At 60.9% G+C, this 18573-nt stretch carries 18 protein-coding genes; 9 read left to right on the forward strand and 9 right to left on the reverse strand.

The features are described 5' to 3' along the window. The first annotated feature begins 160 nt into the window (after nt 1-160). From CKW19_RS28450 to nirD, 3 genes are all read left to right on the forward strand, one after another. On the forward strand, nt 161-373 hold the full coding sequence (locus CKW19_RS28450; RefSeq protein ID WP_143498338.1) for a hypothetical protein: 213 nt from the start codon (nt 161-163) through the stop codon (nt 371-373). A gap of 101 nt (nt 374-474) precedes the next feature. Then, nucleotides 475-3036, forward strand: coding sequence for a nitrite reductase large subunit NirB (gene nirB, locus CKW19_RS14640; protein WP_095058475.1), 2562 nt, complete (start codon nt 475-477; stop codon nt 3034-3036). Next, nucleotides 3036-3410: a nitrite reductase small subunit NirD gene (nirD, locus tag CKW19_RS14645; RefSeq protein WP_095058476.1), complete on the forward strand. Its 375-nt coding sequence runs from the start codon at nt 3036-3038 to the stop codon at nt 3408-3410. Before nirB ends, nirD begins: the two co-directional genes overlap by 1 nt. A 36-nt stretch (nt 3411-3446) precedes the next feature. Here nirD and CKW19_RS14650 read toward each other — a convergent pair whose 3' ends face one another. Together CKW19_RS14650 and CKW19_RS14655 are read right to left on the reverse strand one after the other, a co-directional pair. Continuing rightward, nucleotides 3447-4406, reverse strand: a complete 960-nt coding sequence (locus tag CKW19_RS14650; RefSeq protein ID WP_095058477.1) for an HlyD family secretion protein — start codon at nt 4404-4406, stop codon at nt 3447-3449. Nucleotides 4407-4409: 3 nt separating this feature from the next. After that, nucleotides 4410-4781, reverse strand: coding sequence for a DUF3302 domain-containing protein (locus CKW19_RS14655; protein ID WP_095058478.1), 372 nt, complete (start codon nt 4779-4781; stop codon nt 4410-4412). Nucleotides 4782-4937: 156 nt separating this feature from the next. On the opposite strand from CKW19_RS14655, the gene CKW19_RS14660 reads away from it, so the two are divergent. The 4 genes from CKW19_RS14660 to CKW19_RS14675 all read left to right on the forward strand — a co-directional run bounded on the left by CKW19_RS14660 (nt 4938) and on the right by CKW19_RS14675 (nt 8895). Beyond that, nucleotides 4938-5600 (forward strand): hypothetical protein, encoded by a 663-nt coding sequence (locus CKW19_RS14660; protein WP_095058479.1) that lies wholly within the window; start codon nt 4938-4940, stop codon nt 5598-5600. A 75-nt stretch (nt 5601-5675) separates the two neighbouring features. Next, nucleotides 5676-6701: a sterol desaturase family protein gene (locus CKW19_RS14665; protein WP_095058480.1), complete on the forward strand. Its 1026-nt coding sequence runs from the start codon at nt 5676-5678 to the stop codon at nt 6699-6701. A gap of 304 nt (nt 6702-7005) precedes the next feature. Next, entirely contained in the window at nt 7006-8226 is a 1221-nt protein-coding gene (locus CKW19_RS14670; protein ID WP_095058481.1) for a helix-turn-helix domain-containing protein, read from the forward strand. Nucleotides 8227-8262: 36 nt separating this feature from the next. Beyond that, entirely contained in the window at nt 8263-8895 is a 633-nt protein-coding gene (locus tag CKW19_RS14675; protein ID WP_095058482.1) for a PQQ-binding-like beta-propeller repeat protein, read from the forward strand. A gap of 477 nt (nt 8896-9372) precedes the next feature. On the opposite strand, the gene CKW19_RS14680 is transcribed toward CKW19_RS14675, so the two are convergent. Both CKW19_RS14680 and CKW19_RS14685 read right to left on the reverse strand, forming a co-directional pair. Then, the gene (locus tag CKW19_RS14680) at nt 9373-10233 is read right to left on the reverse strand and encodes a CAP domain-containing protein (protein WP_095058483.1); all 861 of its coding nucleotides are present in this window, start codon (nt 10231-10233) and stop codon (nt 9373-9375) included. 180 nt (nt 10234-10413) lie between these two features. After that, complete coding sequence (locus CKW19_RS14685) at nt 10414-11214, reverse strand: alpha/beta hydrolase (protein ID WP_095058484.1); 801 nt, start codon at nt 11212-11214, stop codon at nt 10414-10416. A gap of 196 nt (nt 11215-11410) precedes the next feature. Here CKW19_RS14685 and CKW19_RS14690 point away from each other — a divergent pair, with 196 nt between their 5' ends. Together CKW19_RS14690 and CKW19_RS14695 are read left to right on the forward strand one after the other, a co-directional pair. Further along, complete coding sequence (locus tag CKW19_RS14690) at nt 11411-12355, forward strand: aldo/keto reductase (RefSeq protein WP_177408816.1); 945 nt, start codon at nt 11411-11413, stop codon at nt 12353-12355. Nucleotides 12356-12462: 107 nt separating this feature from the next. Next, on the forward strand, nt 12463-13116 hold the full coding sequence (locus CKW19_RS14695) for a peroxiredoxin (RefSeq protein WP_095058485.1): 654 nt from the start codon (nt 12463-12465) through the stop codon (nt 13114-13116). A 118-nt stretch (nt 13117-13234) separates the two neighbouring features. Here CKW19_RS14695 and yghX read toward each other — a convergent pair whose 3' ends face one another. The 5 genes from yghX to glcD form a co-directional block, all read right to left on the reverse strand. Continuing rightward, entirely contained in the window at nt 13235-14122 is an 888-nt protein-coding gene (gene yghX / locus CKW19_RS14700) for a YghX family hydrolase (protein ID WP_095058486.1), read from the reverse strand. Between the two features lie 144 nt (nt 14123-14266). Next, nucleotides 14267-14668: a heme-binding protein gene (locus CKW19_RS14705; RefSeq protein ID WP_095058487.1), complete on the reverse strand. Its 402-nt coding sequence runs from the start codon at nt 14666-14668 to the stop codon at nt 14267-14269. Nucleotides 14669-14687: 19 nt separating this feature from the next. Further along, complete coding sequence (glcF, locus tag CKW19_RS14710) at nt 14688-15905, reverse strand: glycolate oxidase subunit GlcF (RefSeq protein ID WP_095058488.1); 1218 nt, start codon at nt 15903-15905, stop codon at nt 14688-14690. 3 nt (nt 15906-15908) lie between these two features. Continuing rightward, a complete protein-coding gene (gene glcE, locus CKW19_RS14715; protein ID WP_095058489.1) occupies nt 15909-16973 on the reverse strand; it encodes a glycolate oxidase subunit GlcE in 1065 nt (354 codons plus the stop codon). Further along, the gene (gene glcD / locus CKW19_RS14720) at nt 16973-18472 is read right to left on the reverse strand and encodes a glycolate oxidase subunit GlcD (RefSeq protein ID WP_095058490.1); all 1500 of its coding nucleotides are present in this window, start codon (nt 18470-18472) and stop codon (nt 16973-16975) included. Before glcD ends, glcE begins: the two co-directional genes overlap by 1 nt. Nucleotides 18473-18573: the final 101 nt, after the last annotated feature.

The following is an 18573-nucleotide window of genomic DNA, read 5'->3' on the forward strand; positions in this document are numbered from 1 at the left end:
ATTGGTGAGGTTCTAGCAAGTCACGCGCCAGAATGCTCGATTGCTGCGTTATCTCTGCTGAACAGCGCATTCGGGGCTGCGGATGAAGGGGCGGGAGCCTGCGAATCTGCACTTTTTTAAAGCGCCGGCTGCTCGCGTCGCACCAGTCGGAAGCGAAGCCGTGAGTGTTGATCCGGGCGGGTTTGTGCGGCTGGATGAACGCAAACCGTTGGTGCCAATGGGGTTACAGGGCTTTTGCTGTCGACTGGCACAGTTGCTGCAAACGTCATCATCAAGTCCATGGGTTATTCCGTGGAAAGCTCTCTCGGTCAACGACGATCGACTGGCCGCACAGGTCGAGGGCAACATCGGTGGATCAGGCACAGCCGTCTGATTTCAACACCATAAAAGAACAGGCAAAGACGCCTGGAACCGCAAGGTTTCAGGCGTTTTTTTTTGCTTTTTGAACCGTGATGGATTGGCCGGGTGCTTCTTATGAATTCCAATGTTGCCACTTTGAACAAACTGCAAACGCTGGTCGTGATCGGCAATGGCATGGTCGGACATCATTGCGTCGAGCAACTGATCGAGCGCGGTGCCCTTGACCATTATCGGCTGCACGTTTTCAGCGAAGAGCCGATGCGCGCCTATGACCGTGTGCACCTTTCCGAGTACTTCACCGGTCGCGATGCCGAGTCGTTGGCGCTGGGCGAGGCTTCGTTGTACCAGACGCCGGGCGTCACGCTGCACCTGGGTGTGCCGGTGCTGGAGATCGACCGCGAACGTCACGAAGTCATCACCGCCCAAGGCAGTGTCGCTTACGACAAACTGGTGCTGGCCACCGGGTCCTATCCGTTTGTACCGCCGATTGAAGGCGCCGAGGGCGACTCGCGGCTGGTGTATCGCACCCTCGAAGACCTCGACGGGATTCGTGCGGCGGCGGCCAATGCCCGGCGCGGCGTGGTGGTCGGCGGCGGGTTGCTTGGCCTGGAAGCGGCCAACGCGCTGAAAAGCCTGGGGTTGGAAGCTCACGTGGTCGAATTCGCCCCGCGTTTGATGCCGGTGCAACTGGACGAATACGGCGGTCGTGCGCTCAAGGCGCAAATCGAACGACTCGGCGTTGGCGTGCATCTGGCACGCGGCACGCAGTCGATCAGCGCGGGTGAGCAATATCGCTACCGGATGAATTTCGGCAATGACGAATTTCTTGAAGCCGACCTGATCGTGTTCTCCGCCGGGATCCGTGCGCAGGATGCGCTGGGCCGTCAATGTGCACTGGAAATCGGCCCGCGTGGCGGTGTGGTGATCGACGATAACTGCGTGAGCAGCGACCCCGACATCTACGCCATCGGCGAATGCGCTTCGTGGAACGGCAGCCTGTTCGGTCTGGTCGCGCCGGGTTATCAAATGGCCCGCAGCGTTGCGACCCGTTTGTGCCAGCAGGACGCCGAGCCGTTCACCGGCGCCGACATGTCGACCAAGCTGAAACTGCTCGGTGTCGATGTCGGTTCCATCGGCGACGCCCACGGCAATACACCGGGCGCCCGCAGCTATCAGTTCATCGATGAAGCCACGGCGAGCTACCGGCGCCTGGTGGTCGACGAGACGGGTAAACGCGTGCTCGGCGCCGTGTTGGTCGGCGACAACAGCTACTACGACACCTTGCTGCAATACATGCAGAACGGCATCGCCTTACCCGCGGAACCGGCCAGCCTGATCCTGCCGTCGTCGGCCGGTGCCCCGACCCTGGGCCCGGGCGCACTGCCGGAGTCGGCCACCGTTTGCTCGTGCCACAACGTCACCAAGGGCGCGATCTGCTCGGCCATCGACGGCGGTTGCAGCGACCTTGGCTTGCTCAAGACGCAGACCAAGGCCTGTACCGGTTGCGGCGGTTGCGCCGGATTGCTCAAGCAAGTGTTCGAGCACGAGTTGATTGCCCGTGGTGTCAGCGTCGATAAAAGCCTGTGCGAACACTTCGCCTACACCCGTCAGGAGCTCTATGCGCTGGTGCGTGTGGAAGGGGTGATCACCTTCGAAGAACTGCTGGCCAAACACGGTCGCGGCCACACCGGTTGCGATGTGTGCAAACCGGCAGTGGGCTCGATTCTCGCCTCGTGCTGGAACCAGCCGATCATGGACACCTCGCTGGTGCCGTTGCAGGACACCAACGATACGTTCATGGCCAACATGCAGAAAAACGGCACCTACTCGGTCGTGCCGCGGATTCCGGGGGGCGAGATCACTGCCGACAAACTGATCGCCATCGGTGTGGTGGCGAAAAAGTACGACCTCTACACCAAGATCACCGGCGGCCAGCGCATCGACCTGTTCGGCGCGCAACTGCATCAGTTGCCGGAGATCTGGGGCGAGTTGATTGAGGCGGGTTTCGAAACCGGCCACGCCTACGGCAAATCGACCCGCACCGTGAAGTCTTGCGTGGGCAGCACCTGGTGCCGTTACGGCGTGCAGGACAGTGTGCAAATGGCCCTGACCATCGAGGACCGCTACAAGGGTTTGCGCTCGCCGCACAAGCTCAAGTTCGCCGTGTCCGGTTGCACCCGCGAGTGCGCCGAGGCGCAGAGCAAGGACGTGGGCGTGATAGCCACCGAGAAGGGCTGGAACCTCTACATCGCCGGTAACGGCGGCATGCGCCCGCGTCATGCCGAGCTGTTCGCCACCGACCTTGATGATGAAACCCTGATCCGCTACATCGACCGCTTCCTGATGTTCTACATCCGCACCGCCGACAAATTGCAGCGCACCTCGGTCTGGCGCGAAAGCCTGGAAGGGGGCCTGGACTACCTCAAGGACGTGATCATTCACGACAGCCTCGGGCTCGGTGCCGAACTCGAATCGCAGATGCAGCTGGTGGTCGATCGCTATGAATGCGAGTGGGCCAACGCCCTCAAGGACCCGGAAAAACTCAAGCGCTTCCGCACCTTCGTCAACGACAAGCGCCCGGACCCGGACATCCACTTTGTCCAGGAGCGCGGTCAGCGTCGTCCGATCATGGCCGCTGAACTCAACCTTATCCCTGTCACCGAGGAGATTGCCTGATGAGCCCATTCAATACCCAACGCGCCGAGTCCCTGCAGTCCGGGGCCTGGCAATCCGTCTGCAATGAACAAGACCTGGTGAACAACTCCGGCGTCGTGGTGTGGCATGACGGCGCGCAAGTGGCGCTGTTCTATCTGCCATCGGTCGAAGGCCAGACGCTTTACGCCATCGACAATCACGACCCGAAATCGGGGGCGAATGTCATTGGTCGTGGCCTGGTCGGCAGTATCAAGGGGGATTTGGTGGTTGCCGCGCCGATCTACAAACAGCACTTTCGCCTGGAAGACGGTTGCTGCCTGGAAGACCCGCAACAGCAGTTGCGCGTCTGGCCCGTGCGTTTGAATGAGGGGGTCGTGGAGATTGGCGTAGCCTGACGACCGGGTCGTCAAGCTACGCCATGTCCCCTTGAATCAATGGAACGGGAAGATGTAGTTCATCCACGCTGCCATGCGCAACAGGATCTTGCGCATCATGGCGATATGGTGAAAATGCTGGCTGTAGACGGCGGCCTGTCCGTAAGCGCCACCTGGCATCTGTTGAGCGTACTGGGCGTAATCGGGGTCGGTGATTTCAATGATCACCGGCACGCGGCCCGCGGGCGGTGAACCCGTGAAGCCGATGAGCGTGCCCGAAGGCTGGACCTGGCCTTCAGCGATCACGGAAATGACACTTTTGACCTTGCCTTCGAACACCTTGCCGGGAATGCCGTCGAACGCGACTTCAGCCTCGTCGCCTTCGGTCAAACGCAGCAAGCTGTTCTGACGCATCCACGCCGAGAAGTAATGCCCCTCGTCAGGAATGAACACCATGGAAGGGCGCAGCGGCAATCGGGTCGCCATCATGCCCGGACGCAGCGAAACGTGAGTGACGAAACCTTTGCTCGGTGCACGGACCGTGGTGTTCTCGAGTTCGTACTGCGCGTTGTCCAGTTGTGCCTTCAGGTCATCGCTTCGAGCGACGACGGTATCCAGTTCGCGTTGAGTGGCGAAGTTACGCTTGATCAGTTCGCTGATCCGGGCACGGTCGGCCTGCGCGGCAATCAGTTGCGCCTTGAGGGATTTCACCCGGTATTCAAACGGCGCAGGGTCCAGGCGAAACAGAATATCGCCTTTTTCCAGCGACTCGTTGGTCTTGACCGGCACGTCGATCACCTGGCCACTGACCACGGGGATCACTGGGACCGACACGAAATACGATCGGGCCACCTCGGAGTAGGGGTGGTTGTAGTTCATCGTGAAAATCAGCGCGCCGATAATCACGATCCCGCCCAGTACCGCCGTGGGGACCGTCCACTTGTTCAAGGGAATGCGGAAGATTTTGAAGATTGCAACGCAGAGGGCTGCATACGTCAGGATAAGTAAGAGATCCATGGCTTAGATGCCCTCGCCTTTATTGTCCGTCGGCAATGCGGAGTGCGTCGTGCCCGTCGCCGCTTCGAGGCGCTGGACGCGACCTTGCAGTTCCGCGACTTGTTGTTCGAGGTGAATCACATGACTTTTCGGTGTTCCGCCGTCGCCGAAGCCCCAGCCCCGATCTTCCCTGTAAGCCATCGCCCATATCCACAAAAATGGCCACAATGCGTGCAGGGTGAACAAGCTGACCCAGCCAGTGGCGTGGATCGCGTCTTGATGGGGGTGGTTGCGGTGTACGGAAATTTCATAAGGAATGTCGTGAAGGACGATGATTCCGTAGAACAGAACAAGCCCGACAAAAATCAACAGACCCAGTGCAAAGTAATCAAGCATGAATTGGCCCCCTTTGAATCAGCAGATGTGCTCGGCTGAGTGTAGCCGCTCAAACTACACTTGAGCGGGCCAGGACGATACACGCCACTCATGGGCCCTGCAACGGCTAAAAACTGCGAGTAAATGGTTGGAAACAAACCTTCAAGGCGAAGACGCATGCAAAGTCGATCAGAACAAAAAAGGGCACGGGTACTCGATCCCGTGGAGCGCATTACCGAAGTGATTTTCGGCCTGTTGATGGCCATGACTTTTACGGGAACCATCAGCGTGGCAACCGCAGATCAATCGGCAGAACGCACGATGATGATCGCCGCGCTCGGTTGCAATCTGGCCTGGGGGTTGGCGGATGCGGTGATGTATCTGCTGCGGACATTGGTGGAGCGCACGCGCAGGATCAAGTTGTACGTCAGCTTGCGAAACGGTGCGAATTCGGCGAACGGTCAGGCACTGGTTGCACAAGTACTGCCGCTGCATCTCGCGGCGGCGGCCGGCACGGAAGGCCTGGAATTGTTGCGCAGCCGCCTGCTTGAACAGCCTTCGCTGCCCGAGCAGGCGAGCCTCGGCTGGGATGATTTCAAAGGCGCACTTGGGGTTTTTCTGTTGGTCGCCGGCTCGACGTTTCCGCTGGTGGTGCCGTTCATCCTGCTTGACCAGACAGCCCTTGCCATACGCCTGTCCAACCTGATCGGGCTGTTGGTGCTGTTCATCGCCGGCTGGATGCTCGCCAAGTATGCCGGTGCAAAACCATGGCAGGGCGGTGCGGTGATGGCGGTGACGGGCGGGGTGCTGATCGTCGCGATCATTGCGCTTGGCGGGTGAAGACTGAGATCAGGATATACACTGAAGACTCATTCTCATTTACAATGCGCCACCATTTTCGCTGGGCAGCCGGGTATGGATGTTCTCGCCGCGTTACATCACTACCTGGTTGAGCCGGTCACCGAGCAGTTTTTTGGGCTCTTTGATGTGAACGGTCGCCTGTGCCTGGCGTTTCTACTGTCGTCTTACAGTGTCGCCTGGTGTCTGTTCCGCTTCAGGAGCGCACGCGGGCTGACCGACGCGCGCTCATTCTGGCAGTTCATCGGCGGCGGCCGGGTCTATCTGCACCGGTCGGCCCTGCTGGACTATCGCTACTACTTCGTCCTCGCCGTCCTCAAGGTTGCCCTGGTGCTGCCCATCGTCGGCCTGGTCGATCCGTACGTCATGCGTTCTGCGGACTACAGCGCATTTTTCACCCGGTTGTGGGGGGCGCGTACGCAAGTGGGGGACAATCTCACGTTGTCCCTGCTGTTTGGGCTTGGCGTGTTTCTGGTGAAGGATTTCAGCCATTACTGGGGCCATCGTGCCTTTCATTCCCGCTATCTGTGGGCGTTCCATAAAGTCCATCATTCGGCGCCTGTGCTGGTGCCGGCCACCGCCAGCCGAACGCATTTTCTCGAAGAAGTGGTGGAAAAACTCAGCGATACGATTTGCATTGGCGCCTACGCCGGACTGTTCTGGTACGCCTGTGGTGGGGAGATCAGCCGCTACACGCTGTTTGGCGTGACCTACATGGTCTTCATCTTTAATGGACTGGCAGCCAACCTGCGCCACAGCCACGTCTGGTTTTCGTTTGGTCCGTTGATCGAGCGCGTGGTGAGCAGCCCCGCGCAACATCAGATCCACCACAGCAATGCGTCCCGGCACTTCAACAAGAACTTCGGCATTAACCTGTCACTCTGGGACTGGATGTTCGGCACGCTCTATGTCACGCAATCGAAGCCGGAGACGCTGCAATTCGGTACGGGTGACCAGGATGTCGAGCGTTACCTGACGCTTCGCGGCTTGATCCTCACGCCGTTTGTCGATATCGCCCACCAAGTCCTTTCGCGCAAAAGGTCCGCCATCGCAATAATCGACATCGAGCGCAGCCAACGCTGATCCGTATTTTTCCGCGCAATCTGCATCTGTAACGGGTGCAGTCATCGGCCCACAATAAATCCCATTCACGGTATGGGAGGTTGTATGGCGAAGATGACGATTTTTCTGGGCGGTTTTCTGATATTGACCATTTTGATTGGTGCGCTGGCGACGATTCCTCCGGCGTGAGAAACGGATTGGCTGCCAGTTGCCGTGGTAAAACCGCTCAGGTCTCCCTTCATCTTGTACGCACCTGGTGGATAGTCGTGATTTAGACTAAACCGGAGTATCCAGGTGCGGGAGTGACAAGCGTGGCGGGATTTCGATGGACTCGATGATCACGGCAGCAGCGCTGGCGTTGGCGGCGGGTGATCCGCTCGGCGCGCTGGACCGCGTTGCTTTGCGCAATGACGCTCCGGCGCTGGCCTTGCGCGGTATTGCCATGGCGCAACTGGGAGATCTGGAGCGGGCCAGGGCACTGGTGAAAAGTGCGCACCGGGCCTTCGCCCCGAAGGAGGTGTTGTCCCGCGCACGGTGCGTGGTGGCCGAGGCCGAAATCGCCTTGGCTTCGCGGGAACTCGGCTGGCCGGTAAAGGCGCTGGAAGCGGCGCGGGTGACGCTGGAGGCCCACGGTGACCGGCTCAACGCGGCGCATGCGCGGTACCTGCAAATCCGTCGGTTGTTGCTGATCGGGCGACTCGACGAGGTGCAGCAAACACTCTCAGACCTCGACCCCGGCCCATTGCCGCCGGCCTTGCGTGCGATCCATGAACTGGTCGTCGCGGGGATCGCCATTCGGCGTCTGCAATCGAACGCGGCAAAGGAAGCGCTGACCCGGGCCCGACACGCGGCCGAACAGGCGACTATCCCGGCGCTGATGGCCGAGGTCGAACACGCGGCACGTCTGCTCGACACCCCGGCGGCGCGCCTGATTGTTCGAGGCGAAGCGCGGCCGGTGTTGCTGGAGGAGGTCGAGGCCGTGCTCGGTTCGACGGCATTGGTGGTGGATGCGTGCCGATATAGCGTGCGCGGCTGTGGCATGTCGGTCTCCCTCGCCACGCGTCCGGTGCTGTTCATCCTTGCCCGGACATTGGCTGAAGCGTGGCCCGGCGATGTTTCAAGAGAGACACTTATCGCGCGGGCGTTCCGTTTGAAACTCTCCGACGAATCCCATCGCGCACGGCTGCGGGTTGAAATCGGCAGGCTGCGTAAAGCGCTCAAGCCCCTGGCAGAAGTGACCGCCACCCCACGAGGATTTGTCCTGCAATCACAGGCATGCCCGGAGGTGATGGTGCTGGCCCAACCCGTCGAGGAAAAGTTTGCGGCGGTGCTTGCCAGCCTTGCCGACGGTGAGCCGTGGTCGAGTTCCGCGCTGGCGTTGGCCCTGGATGCCAGCCAGCGCACAGTGCAACGGGCACTGGAAGCATTGGCGCAACAAGGCAAGGTGCAATCGCTGGGGCGTGGTCGAGCGCGGCGCTGGATGACGCCGCCTGTGCCCGGTTTCGCGACGACCTTGTTACTCCCGGTTTCGCTGCCCGGTGGCTAGGATCGACGCCACAACCCCTTGTTGAGGAATGCCAGGATGAAACACGCAACTGCTGAAATCATTCGTGAATACGGCCCGTTTGCCGATGTCGACCATGTATGCGGCGTCACGTGGGATGGCGAGAAGGTCTGGTTTGCCTGCAATAGCAAAATCAATGCGCTGGACCCGGACAGTGGCAAGGTGCTGCGCTCGATTGACGTTGCCGCCCATGCCGGCACTGCCTTTGATGGCGAGCACCTGTTCCAGATCGCCGAAGATCGCATCCACAAAATCGATCCCCGGACCGGACATATCCTTTCGACCATTCCCGCCCCCGGTGGTGGCAGCGATTCGGGACTGACCTGGGCCGAAGGCTCGCTGTGGGTGGGGCAGTATCAGGAACGCAAGATTCACCAGATCGACCCCGGAAACGGCAAGATCCTGCGCACCATTGAATCCAACCGCTTTGTCACCGGTGTCACCTTCGTCGAGGGGGCTCTGTGGCACGGCACATGGGAAGGCGACGAGAGCGAACTGCGCCGCGTCGACGCGAAAACCGGTGAGGTCCTTGAAAGCCTCAAGATGCCTGAAGGTGTCGGGGTTTCTGGGTTGGAATTCGATGGTGGCGAGCGGTTTTTCTGCGGTGGCGGCGGCAGCGGAAAGGTGAGGGTGGTGCGCCGGCCTGCGTGAATCACAGGCACCAAACCTTTCGTAGGAGCAAGCTTGCTCGCGATTGCAATGCCACGGCCAACATCAATGTTGGCTGAACTGACGCCATCGCGAGCAGGCTCGCTCCCACAGGGGGTGGCGCATAGTATTTTTCCGTCCTGCCACGTTTTCTCTAGAACATAATCGGTCTAAAACCGCCCTTGGCAATCCGGCTGATTTTGCTAATCTGAATCCTGTAGGTGAAGACGCAGACTGATGCGCAAAAGGATAGCAAGGAAACGTGGGGCGCGTTCCGAAGGGTACACGGTTAGAAAGATCTCCGCGCTGGGATCCAGCCCTTATGCCGTGTGAAGCAGAAGAGCATCTTTACAGTTTCATCACTCTTTTGTGGGAGTCCTGATAAACCTTGTAAGCCGGAGACCAGCACCGGCCACCTACTTTCTTTCATTATCAAAGCCCGCGACATGCGGGCTTTTTCATGCGTGCGATTCAGTCGGATCAGGGCGCGCCGAACAGCATGGTCCAGTAGACGCCTTTGTCGCTGCGCGAGTCTGCGGCGTAAGCGGCACCGACCTGAGTGAATATCGGGTTCATCAGGTTGGCGCAGTGCCCTGGGCTGGCGAGCCAACCGGCCATCGCCTTGCTCGGTGAGCCTTGACCTGCAGCGATGTTTTCACCGATCTGCCGGCCACGGTAACCGGCAGCCCTGGCCCGGTCTGCGGGCATGTCACCATCGGGGTCCCGATGCGCGAAATAGTTATCGTAGGCCATGGCCTTGCTGTGACCTTGGGCGGCGGCACCCAAAGCGGGGTTCCAGCTCAAGGGCCGGGCAGCGGCGAAGCGCTGACGACCGCAAAGGCGCGGTTTTGCACGCGCCGCATTGACCTGCGCGAGCAACGCCTTGCCGGCGCTTCGCGCATCGCCGGTTTGTCCCTCGAGCACGGGCTTGGCAAGCACCACTTGCCATTCACGCCCGGAACGGGTGACGCCGATGTCGGCGTATTGGCTGTCGAGCAGCGCTGCGCAGTGCTCGTCTTGAAGCAGGTCGAATGCGTCCTCGGCATCCTGTGCACCCACCACGCGAATGGAACGCACCGTCACCGCTTGATAGCCGGAAGCCTTCAATCGGTCGCGCAATCCGCCGCCATAACCGATGGGCAATGCCAGGTTCGGCTTGAGTGACAGGGGCGACAAGCGTTGCGCCGGGCGTCGGTCGCAGCGCTGGGGGTGAGCGCGATAGTCGTTGATGGCGTCCACCAGCTGCCTTTGCCCATTGGCATGGGCGGGGCTGGCAAGAACGGGGAGCAAGGCAGACAGGCACAGTGAAGTAAAGCGCAAGGCAACGACAGTTTGGCGCATGGTGCGGACAACTCGAAAGAGATGACGACGATGGGAGTGGGGGAAAGCGCTGGTATGACTGGCGTCTTGGGACAAGGTTCACGGCGGGCGTGAGCCTGTTTGGTGCCGGAACCCAATGTCCGACGAAGGGTAGGCGCTCGCACCAACCGTCCAGCGGGGGCAGCCCCCTCGCCACAGACACTAATGCGTCGTTTCCAACCCTTCACCCAATGCCTTGAAATACTCGGGACTGTCGCTGATCGAGTTGTGCCCCGCGCCTGGAATCACCTGCAGCGACGCCACACCGGGGAGGAAATGGCGATAGAGCCGCTGGGTGCTGGCGCCGGGAATCACTTCGTCATGTTCGGCGGCAATCAGCTTCGTCGGCACGGCGATGTGCGCGGCATAGCGCCAGGATTCGAATCTGTCCTTCAACAGCCAATGTACAGGAAGCCAGCGGAACTGGCGGACTGCGAGTTCTTCCAGACTGTTGTACGGCGTGACCAGTACCAGTTTCGTCGCCGGGCGGGCGCTGGCCAGGCGCACGGCGACCCCCGAACCCAGGCTGCGCCCAACCACCGTGATCTGCGGGTGGTCGGCGTAAACCTTGTCGAACAAGGCCATGGCATCGCGGGCGATGGCTTCTTCGGAGGGAGAACCGCTGCTGCCGCCAAAGCCTCGGTAATGCATGAAATACAAGGCATGGTCCGGGAAGGCTTCGGCGTACCCCGGCAGGCTGCGTGAGACGTCCTCGGCATTGCCACCGAAATAGATCAGCGCTTTCGGGCCATGCTGCGCACGCACCGACACAAGCACCTGCGCGTCGTCGACCGGTAGCGTCAGCAGCGTTGCTGACGATTCAGCGGCCCGGGGTTGCGGGTAGTAGATCAGCGAGCGCTGAAAGACAAACAGCAGAAGGCAGAGCGCCAGATACAGCGCGGCAAGGATGACGACGAGCAACACCAGTTTTCGAGACATTCGGCTAACGTTAGTGGGTGGCATTGACGGCTCCGGGGTGCTGTCAAAGTGTAGCTGGCGGTAAAGGAGGGCACCGATGCCCGCGTGGCTCAATGCGTTGGCGGCCCTGAAGTATGACGAACAGGGAAGAATCGTCGGCGACAGCTACGCTGATGTGGCAAGCATTACGGAATGTCAGGCGCAACAAGTCGAAACCTGGTCGACTGGTGAAGGGCATTTTATGAGCCATTCTGAGGGTTACACCCGTAGAAGACTTCTCACGCTGGCTGCCGGTGCTTCGGCGGTCTTCACGTTCGGTCCGGTCGGTGCACAATCGGCGCCGCCGACGGGAACAGGAGGCAAGACCATGCAGACCCGCGTCATTCCTTCCAGCAATGAGTCATTGCCGATCGTCGGCCTGGGCACCTATCGCGGTTTTGATATGGCGCCCTCGGACCCAGCCTACAAAAACCTGGCCGTCGTGCTCAATGCGTTGTTCGAGAAGGGCGGCAAGGTCATCGACAGCTCACCGATGTACGGTCGCGCCGAACAGACCACCGGTGAGCTGTTGTCGATCCATGAGCCACGCTCGCCAGCGTTTCTGGCGACCAAGGTGTGGACCCGTGGTCGCGAGGAAGGCATTGCGCAGATGGAGCAGTCCTTCAGCCTGTTGCAGACCGACCGTATCGACCTCATGCAGATCCATAACCTGCTGGACTGGCAAATCCATCTGCCGACGTTGCGCCACTGGAAGGAAGCGGGGCGCATCCGTTATATCGGCATCACGCATTACACCGCTTCGGCCTATGAAGAAGTGGAAGCGGTGCTCAAGGCCGAGCCGCTGGACTTCTTGCAGATCAACTATGCGCTGGATGACCGTGGCGTCGAAAAACGCATCCTGCCGCTGTGTCGCGACCGAGGCGTGGCGGTGATTTGCAATCGCCCGTTTGGGGGTGGCGGCTTGATTGATCGGCTTCAGGGCAAACCACTGCCAGGTTGGGCCGCGCAGGTCGGGGTCAAGAGTTGGCCGCAACTGGCGCTCAAATTCCTGTTGTCCCATTCTGCGGTGACTTGTGTCATTCCCGGTACCGGCAACCCGCGCTACATGGCGGAAAACGCTGGCGCCGGCTTCGGCCCGATGCTCACCGACGCCCAGCGTCAGCAGCTGATTGCGTTGGTGAGCTAGTCGCCAACGGGCCGTGAAAGCTCTCCTATACTGTTCCGCGTCCACGTCTGGGCATCGCAAATGCGGTGCCGATGGCGTCCCTGTCCATCACTGCAAGGAGATCGAACATGGCAATTCGTATTGGCGACGAAGCACCGGATTTCACCGCTGACACCACCGAGGGCAGCATCAACTTTCATCAATGGATCGGCGACGGCTGGGCGATTCTGTTTTCCCATCCCAAGGATTTCACTCCGGTTTGTACGACTGAGCTGGGCTACCTGGCCAAACTCAAACCGGAGTTCGACAAGCGCAACACCAAGGTTATCGGGCTGAGCATCGACCCGGTCAGCGACCATAACCGCTGGGTGGGTGATATCGCCGAGACCCAGGGCACGGCGGTTAACTATCCACTCATCGGCGACGAAAACCTGGTGGTGGCCAAGCTCTACGACATGATCCACCCCAACGCCAGCGGCGGCTCGCGCACGGCGGTGGACAACGCCACGGTGCGTTCGGTGTTCATTGTCGGCCCGGACAAAAAGGTCAAGGCGATGCTGATCTACCCCATGAGTGCCGGGCGCAATTTCGATGAAGTGCTGCGGTTGCTCGATTCGCTGCAACTCAATGCCAAGCACACTGTGGCGACGCCGGTGAACTGGCGTCCGGGCGAAGATGTGATCATTCCGACGTCGGTGTCTGACGAGGATGCGAAGAAGAAGTATCCGGATGGATTCAAGACCCTGAAACCGTATTTGCGGACTGTGGCTCAGCCAAAATAGTTTTCGGCAATGTAACCGCCATCGCCAGCAAGCCGGCTCCTACAGGTTTTGTGAACACTTGTAGGAGCCGGCTTGCTGGCGATGAGGCCGGCCGGTCCTGCCGACCTGAAACTTCGATTCAAACCAGATACTTTTTAAACCATCCTACCGTCCGCTCCCACGCCAGTTTCGCCGCCGCCTCGTCATAACGCGGCGTGGAGTCGTTGTGAAAGCCATGGTTGCAGCCAGGGTAGATTAACGCCTCATAGGTCTTGCCCCCTGCCTTCAACGCCTTCTCATAGGCCGGCCAACCTTCGTTGATGCGTGTATCTAGCTCGCCGTAGTGCAGCATCACCGGGGCCTTGATCCGGGGCACTTCTTCGGCGGTTGGCTGGCGACCGTAGAACGATACGGCAGCGTCCAGTTCCGGGTAGGCCACCGCAGCTGCGTTGGCAACGCCACCGCCGTAGCAGAATCCGGTGATTCCGGTTTTTCCAGTGGCGGCCGGGTGTTTCATCATCCACTCGACGGCGGCGAAGAAGTCGTTCATGAGTTTTTCAGGGTCGACCGTCGCTTGAAGTTCACGACCTTTGTCGTCGTTGCCGGGATAGCCGCCGACCGAACTCAGGCCATCCGGGGCGAGGGCGATGAACCCCGCCTTGGCCACACGCCGGGCGACGTCTTCGATGTACGGGTTGAGCCCGCGGTTTTCATGCACGACCACCACCGCCGGAACCTTGCCGGTGGCCTTGGCCGGGCGCACCAGATAAGCCCGCACCTCGCCATGACCCTTGGGCGAAGGGTAGGTGACGTATTCGGCAATGATGTCCGGGTCGGTGAACGCGATTTGCTCGGCCAGTGCATAGTTGGGGCTCAACGCCGCGAGCAGGGCGCTGGCGGTCAATCCGCCGAGGGTGAACAACGCCGCACGATCAAGAAACTCCCGGCGATTGATCTTGCCGTGGGCGTAGTAGTCGTACAGCTCCAGCAGTTCGGGGGCGAAGTCTTTGGCGGTGAGGCGGGTCATGGCGGGAGTTCCTCTCGGGCTGGTTGAACACAAACCCTGTAGGAGCGAACCTGCTCGCGATAGCGGTGTGTCAGACAAGGGGTTATTGCCTGTGCCGCCGCTATCGCGAGCAGGCTCGCTCCTACAGGGTCGGTTGCGAATAGGTTATTTCACGCACTGCGCTCCGGCCTTCGCCACCTGCGCATCCTGCTCGGCCTTGACGCCGGACACGCCGACCGCGCCAATCACCTGGCCGTCGAAAACGATCGGCACGCCGCCCTCCAGCGAAGTCAGCAACGGGGCTGACAAGAATGCGTGGCGTCCACCATTGACCATGTCCTCATAAAACTTGGATTCGCGTCGACCCAACGCCGAGGTGCGCGCCTTTTCGGTGGCGATGTAGGCGCTGCCCGGGGCGCAGCCGTCGAGGCGTTCGAGGGCGAGCGGGTGACCGCCGTCATCGACGACCACGATGGTCACCGCCCATTGATTGCTTTGCGCTTCGGTACGGGCGGCGGCGAGGATTTGGCTGACTTCGGTCTGGCTGAGGACGGCTTTACGGTTCATGGACATCTCCAGGATTCGGTTAAGGCAGGGCGGCTTCGACCAGTTCGATCCAGTGCCGGACCGGGGTTCGGCCAGCGCCGTCGAGGTGCGACTGGCAGCCGATATTGGCCGTGACGATGACCTCGGGGTGGCCGCTTTCCAGGGCGTTGAGCTTGTTATCGCGCAGTTGCCGGGACAGCGCCGGCTGGGTCAGCGAATAGGTGCCCGCCGAGCCGCAGCACAGGTGGCCGTCGGGAACGCTGGTCAGGTTGAAACCCAGTTGCATCAGCAAGGCCTCCACCGCGCCACCGAGTTTCTGCCCGTGCTGCAAGGTGCAAGGGCAGTGGAACGCCAAACGCTGCGAAGCGTGGATGCCGAGCTGCTCCAGCGGCTCGTTGCGCAGCACTTCCACCAGGTCCAGGGCCAGTGCGCTGACCTTTTTCGCCTTGTCGGCATAGACCGGGTCGCTGGCGAGCAGATGCCCGTAATCCTTGATGAAGGCGCCACAGCCGCTGGCGGTTTGCACAATCGCCTCGGCACCTTTTTCGATACTCGGCCACCAGGCGTCGATGTTGCGCCGGGCACGGTCGAGACCGGCGGCCTGGGCGTCGAGGTGATAATCCACAGCGCCACAACAACGGGCCTCGCGGCTGCTGATGACGCTGATCCCCAATCGATCCAGCACCCGCGCCGCCGCCGCATTGGTATTGGGCGACAGACTGGGCTGTACGCAACCTTCGAGCATCAGCACCTGACGATCGCGATGGGTGCGGGGACGCGGCTTGGCAGGCGTTGCATGGCGCGGCAATTTGCTTTGCAGGGCATCGGGCAGCAGCGCCCGGAATACCTGACCACTGTTGACCAGGCCCTTGAACAACTCCGGATGAGGAACGATCCGGCGCAAACCCTCACGCAACAGGCGTTGACCGAGCGGGCGCGGCACTGCCGCATCGACCACCGCCCGGCCGATGTCCAGCAGGTTGTGGTAATCCACGCCCGAAGGGCAGGTGGTTTCGCAGTTGCGGCACGACAGGCAGCGGTCAAGATGCTGCTGAGTCTTTTGCGTGACCTCGTTGCCTTCCAGCACTTGCTTGATCAGGTAAATCCGCCCCCGTGGTCCGTCCAGTTCATCGCCGAGCAATTGATAGGTCGGGCACGTGGCATTGCAGAATCCGCAGTGCACGCAGGTGCGCAGAATGCTTTCGGCTTCTGCGGCACGGGGCAGCTCGCGGGCGCGCTCACTCAATGTCGTCTGCATGGTTCAAAGCTCCGCGTACAGGCGTCCGGGGTTGAATATGCCCTGGGGGTCGAGTTGTTGCTTCAGGCTGCGGTGGTAGCGCATCAGCGCCCGGGGCAGCGGCTGGAACGGGGTGTCGGTCAGGCCATGGCTGAAGCAGGTGACGTGGCCGCCGACCTCCTCGACGACCTTGCGGATGAACGTCGCTTCGGCATCGGATTTCAACCAGCGCTGGGCGCCGCCCCAGTCGATCAACTGGCGGCCGGGCAACGACAAACGCGGTGTGTTGTTTGGCACGGACAGACGCCAAAGCGGCTGATCCTCATCGAAGAAACTCAGGCGATGTTCGTTGAGATCGTCCCAATACATGCCGTCCAGCCGCTCACCGCCCAAACGCTCATGGGCTGCCGCCACCGACCCTTCGCCACCTTCAAGGCGCAAGTGCAAGCGTTCGCCATCATGGCAGGCCGCGCTGATCGGCAACGGTTGCTGGCCCCATTCAGCCAACTGGCGCAGGGCGTGTTCGCTGTCCATGTCGAGGCTGATACTCAAGGTCTGCCGAGGTTTTGGCAGCACCTTCAAAGAGACTTCGGTGATCACCCCCAGGCAGCCGAAACTGCCGGCCATCAGGCGCGACAGGTCGTAGCCGGCGACGTTTTTCATCACCTCGCCGCCAAAGCGTAACAGCTTGCCCTGACCGGTGATGACCCGTGTGCCGAGGACGAAGTCGCGCACCGAGCCGGACCACGGCCGCCGTGGTCCCGACAGTCCGCAGGCAATCATGCCGCCGACGGTCGCGCGTTCACCGAAGGACGGTGGTTCGCAGGGCAGCATCTGTTGGGCGGCGTCCAGCACCTCAGCCAGTTCCGACAACAGCGTGCCGCAGCGGGCGGTGATCACCAGTTCGGTCGGGTCGTAGCTGACGATGCCCCGGTGTGAACGGGTGTCGAGGATTTCTCCCGCCAGGGTGCGCCCCAGGAAAGCCTTGCTGTCGGAACCCTGGATGCGCAAGGGCGTGGCGTTGTCCAGCGCCTGATTGACCTGCTTGAGCAACAGGGCGCTGTCATCGAAATCGTCCGGGCTGCGCATCAGAAACGCTCCAGCTCAGGGAAGGGCAATTGACCGCCGTGCACGTGCAGGGCACCAAACTCGGCGCATCGGTGCAGGGTCGGAATGTTTTTGCCGGGGTTGAGCAGACCGCCCGGATCAAACGCGGCTTTGACCGCATGGAACACCGTCAACTCGTCGCTGTTGAACTGCGCGCACATCTGATTGATCTTCTCGCGCCCCACGCCATGCTCACCGGTGATGCTACCGCCGACCTTCACGCACAACTCCAGAATTTTGCCGCCGAGGGTTTCGGCACGCTCCAGTTCGCCCGGTTGGTTGGCGTCGAACAGAATCAAGGGGTGCATGTTGCCGTCGCCGGCATGGAACACGTTGGCCACGCGCAGGCCATATTCGTTCGACAGTTCGGCGATGGCATGCAGAACGCCTGGCAGTTCGCGGCGGGGGATGGTGCCGTCCATGCAGTAATAGTCCGGCGAGAGACGGCCGACGGCCGGGAAGGCATTTTTGCGCCCGGCCCAGAACCGCACGCGTTCGGCTTCATCTTTGGCCTGGCGCAACTCGGTCGCGCCGGCCTGAAGCAGCACCGCGCGCACGCGCTCGCAGTCATCCGCGACGTCGGCCTCAACACCGTCGAGTTCACACAGCAAAATGGCTTCGGCGTCGACCGGATAGCCGGCGTGGATGAAATCTTCGGCGGCACGAATGGCCAGGTTGTCCATCATTTCCAGGCCACCGGGAATGATCCCGGCAGCAATGATATCGCCGACGGCGCGCCCGGCCTTTTCCACGGAGTCGAACGCCGCCAGCAGCACTTTGGCGGTCTGCGGTTTGGGCAAAAGTTTGACCGTGACTTCGGTGATCACCCCGAGCATGCCCTCGGAGCCAGTGAACAATGCAAGCAGGTCAAACCCCGGCGAATCCAGGGCATTGGAGCCCAGGCTCAGGTGTTCGCCATCGACGGTAAGAATGTCGACTTTCAATACGTTGTGTACGGTCAGGCCGTACTTCAGGCAATGCACGCCACCGGCGTTTTCCGCGACGTTGCCGCCGATGGAACAAGCGATCTGCGAAGAAGGGTCCGGCGCGTAATACAAGCCGAACGGCGCCGCGGCCTGGGAAATCGCCAGGTTGCGTACACCCGGCTGAACCCGCGCCGTGCGGGCGGCGGGATCGATGTGCAGGATGTTGTTGAAGCGCGCCATCACCAGCAACACGCCTTTTTCCAGTGGCAATGCACCACCGGACAACCCCGTGCCGGCGCCCCGGGCAACCACCGGCACACGCATTTCATGACAGATACGCAGCACGCCCTGAACCTGGGCAATGTCCCGTGGCAGCACCACCAGCATGGGCGTGGTGCGGTAAGCGGACAGTCCGTCGCATTCGTACGGCTTGAGCTCTTCCTTCTGATGCAGGACTTCAAGGTCGGGCCACTGCGTGCGCAAGGCCTGTAACAGCAGGTTTTTGTCGACGTTCGGCAGTGCGCCGTCAACGCGTTCATCGTAGAGAATGTTCATCGGTTCACGACACTCGCAGGATGCCACTGACGTTAATGATTGGCCCGGAACGGTCCACTGTCCATGGGTTGTTTGTCCGCAGGATCGGTCTGTCTGCTCAA

Source organism: Pseudomonas sp. Irchel s3f7 (genome assembly GCF_900187615.1).
Classification (GTDB): domain Bacteria; phylum Pseudomonadota; class Gammaproteobacteria; order Pseudomonadales; family Pseudomonadaceae; genus Aquipseudomonas.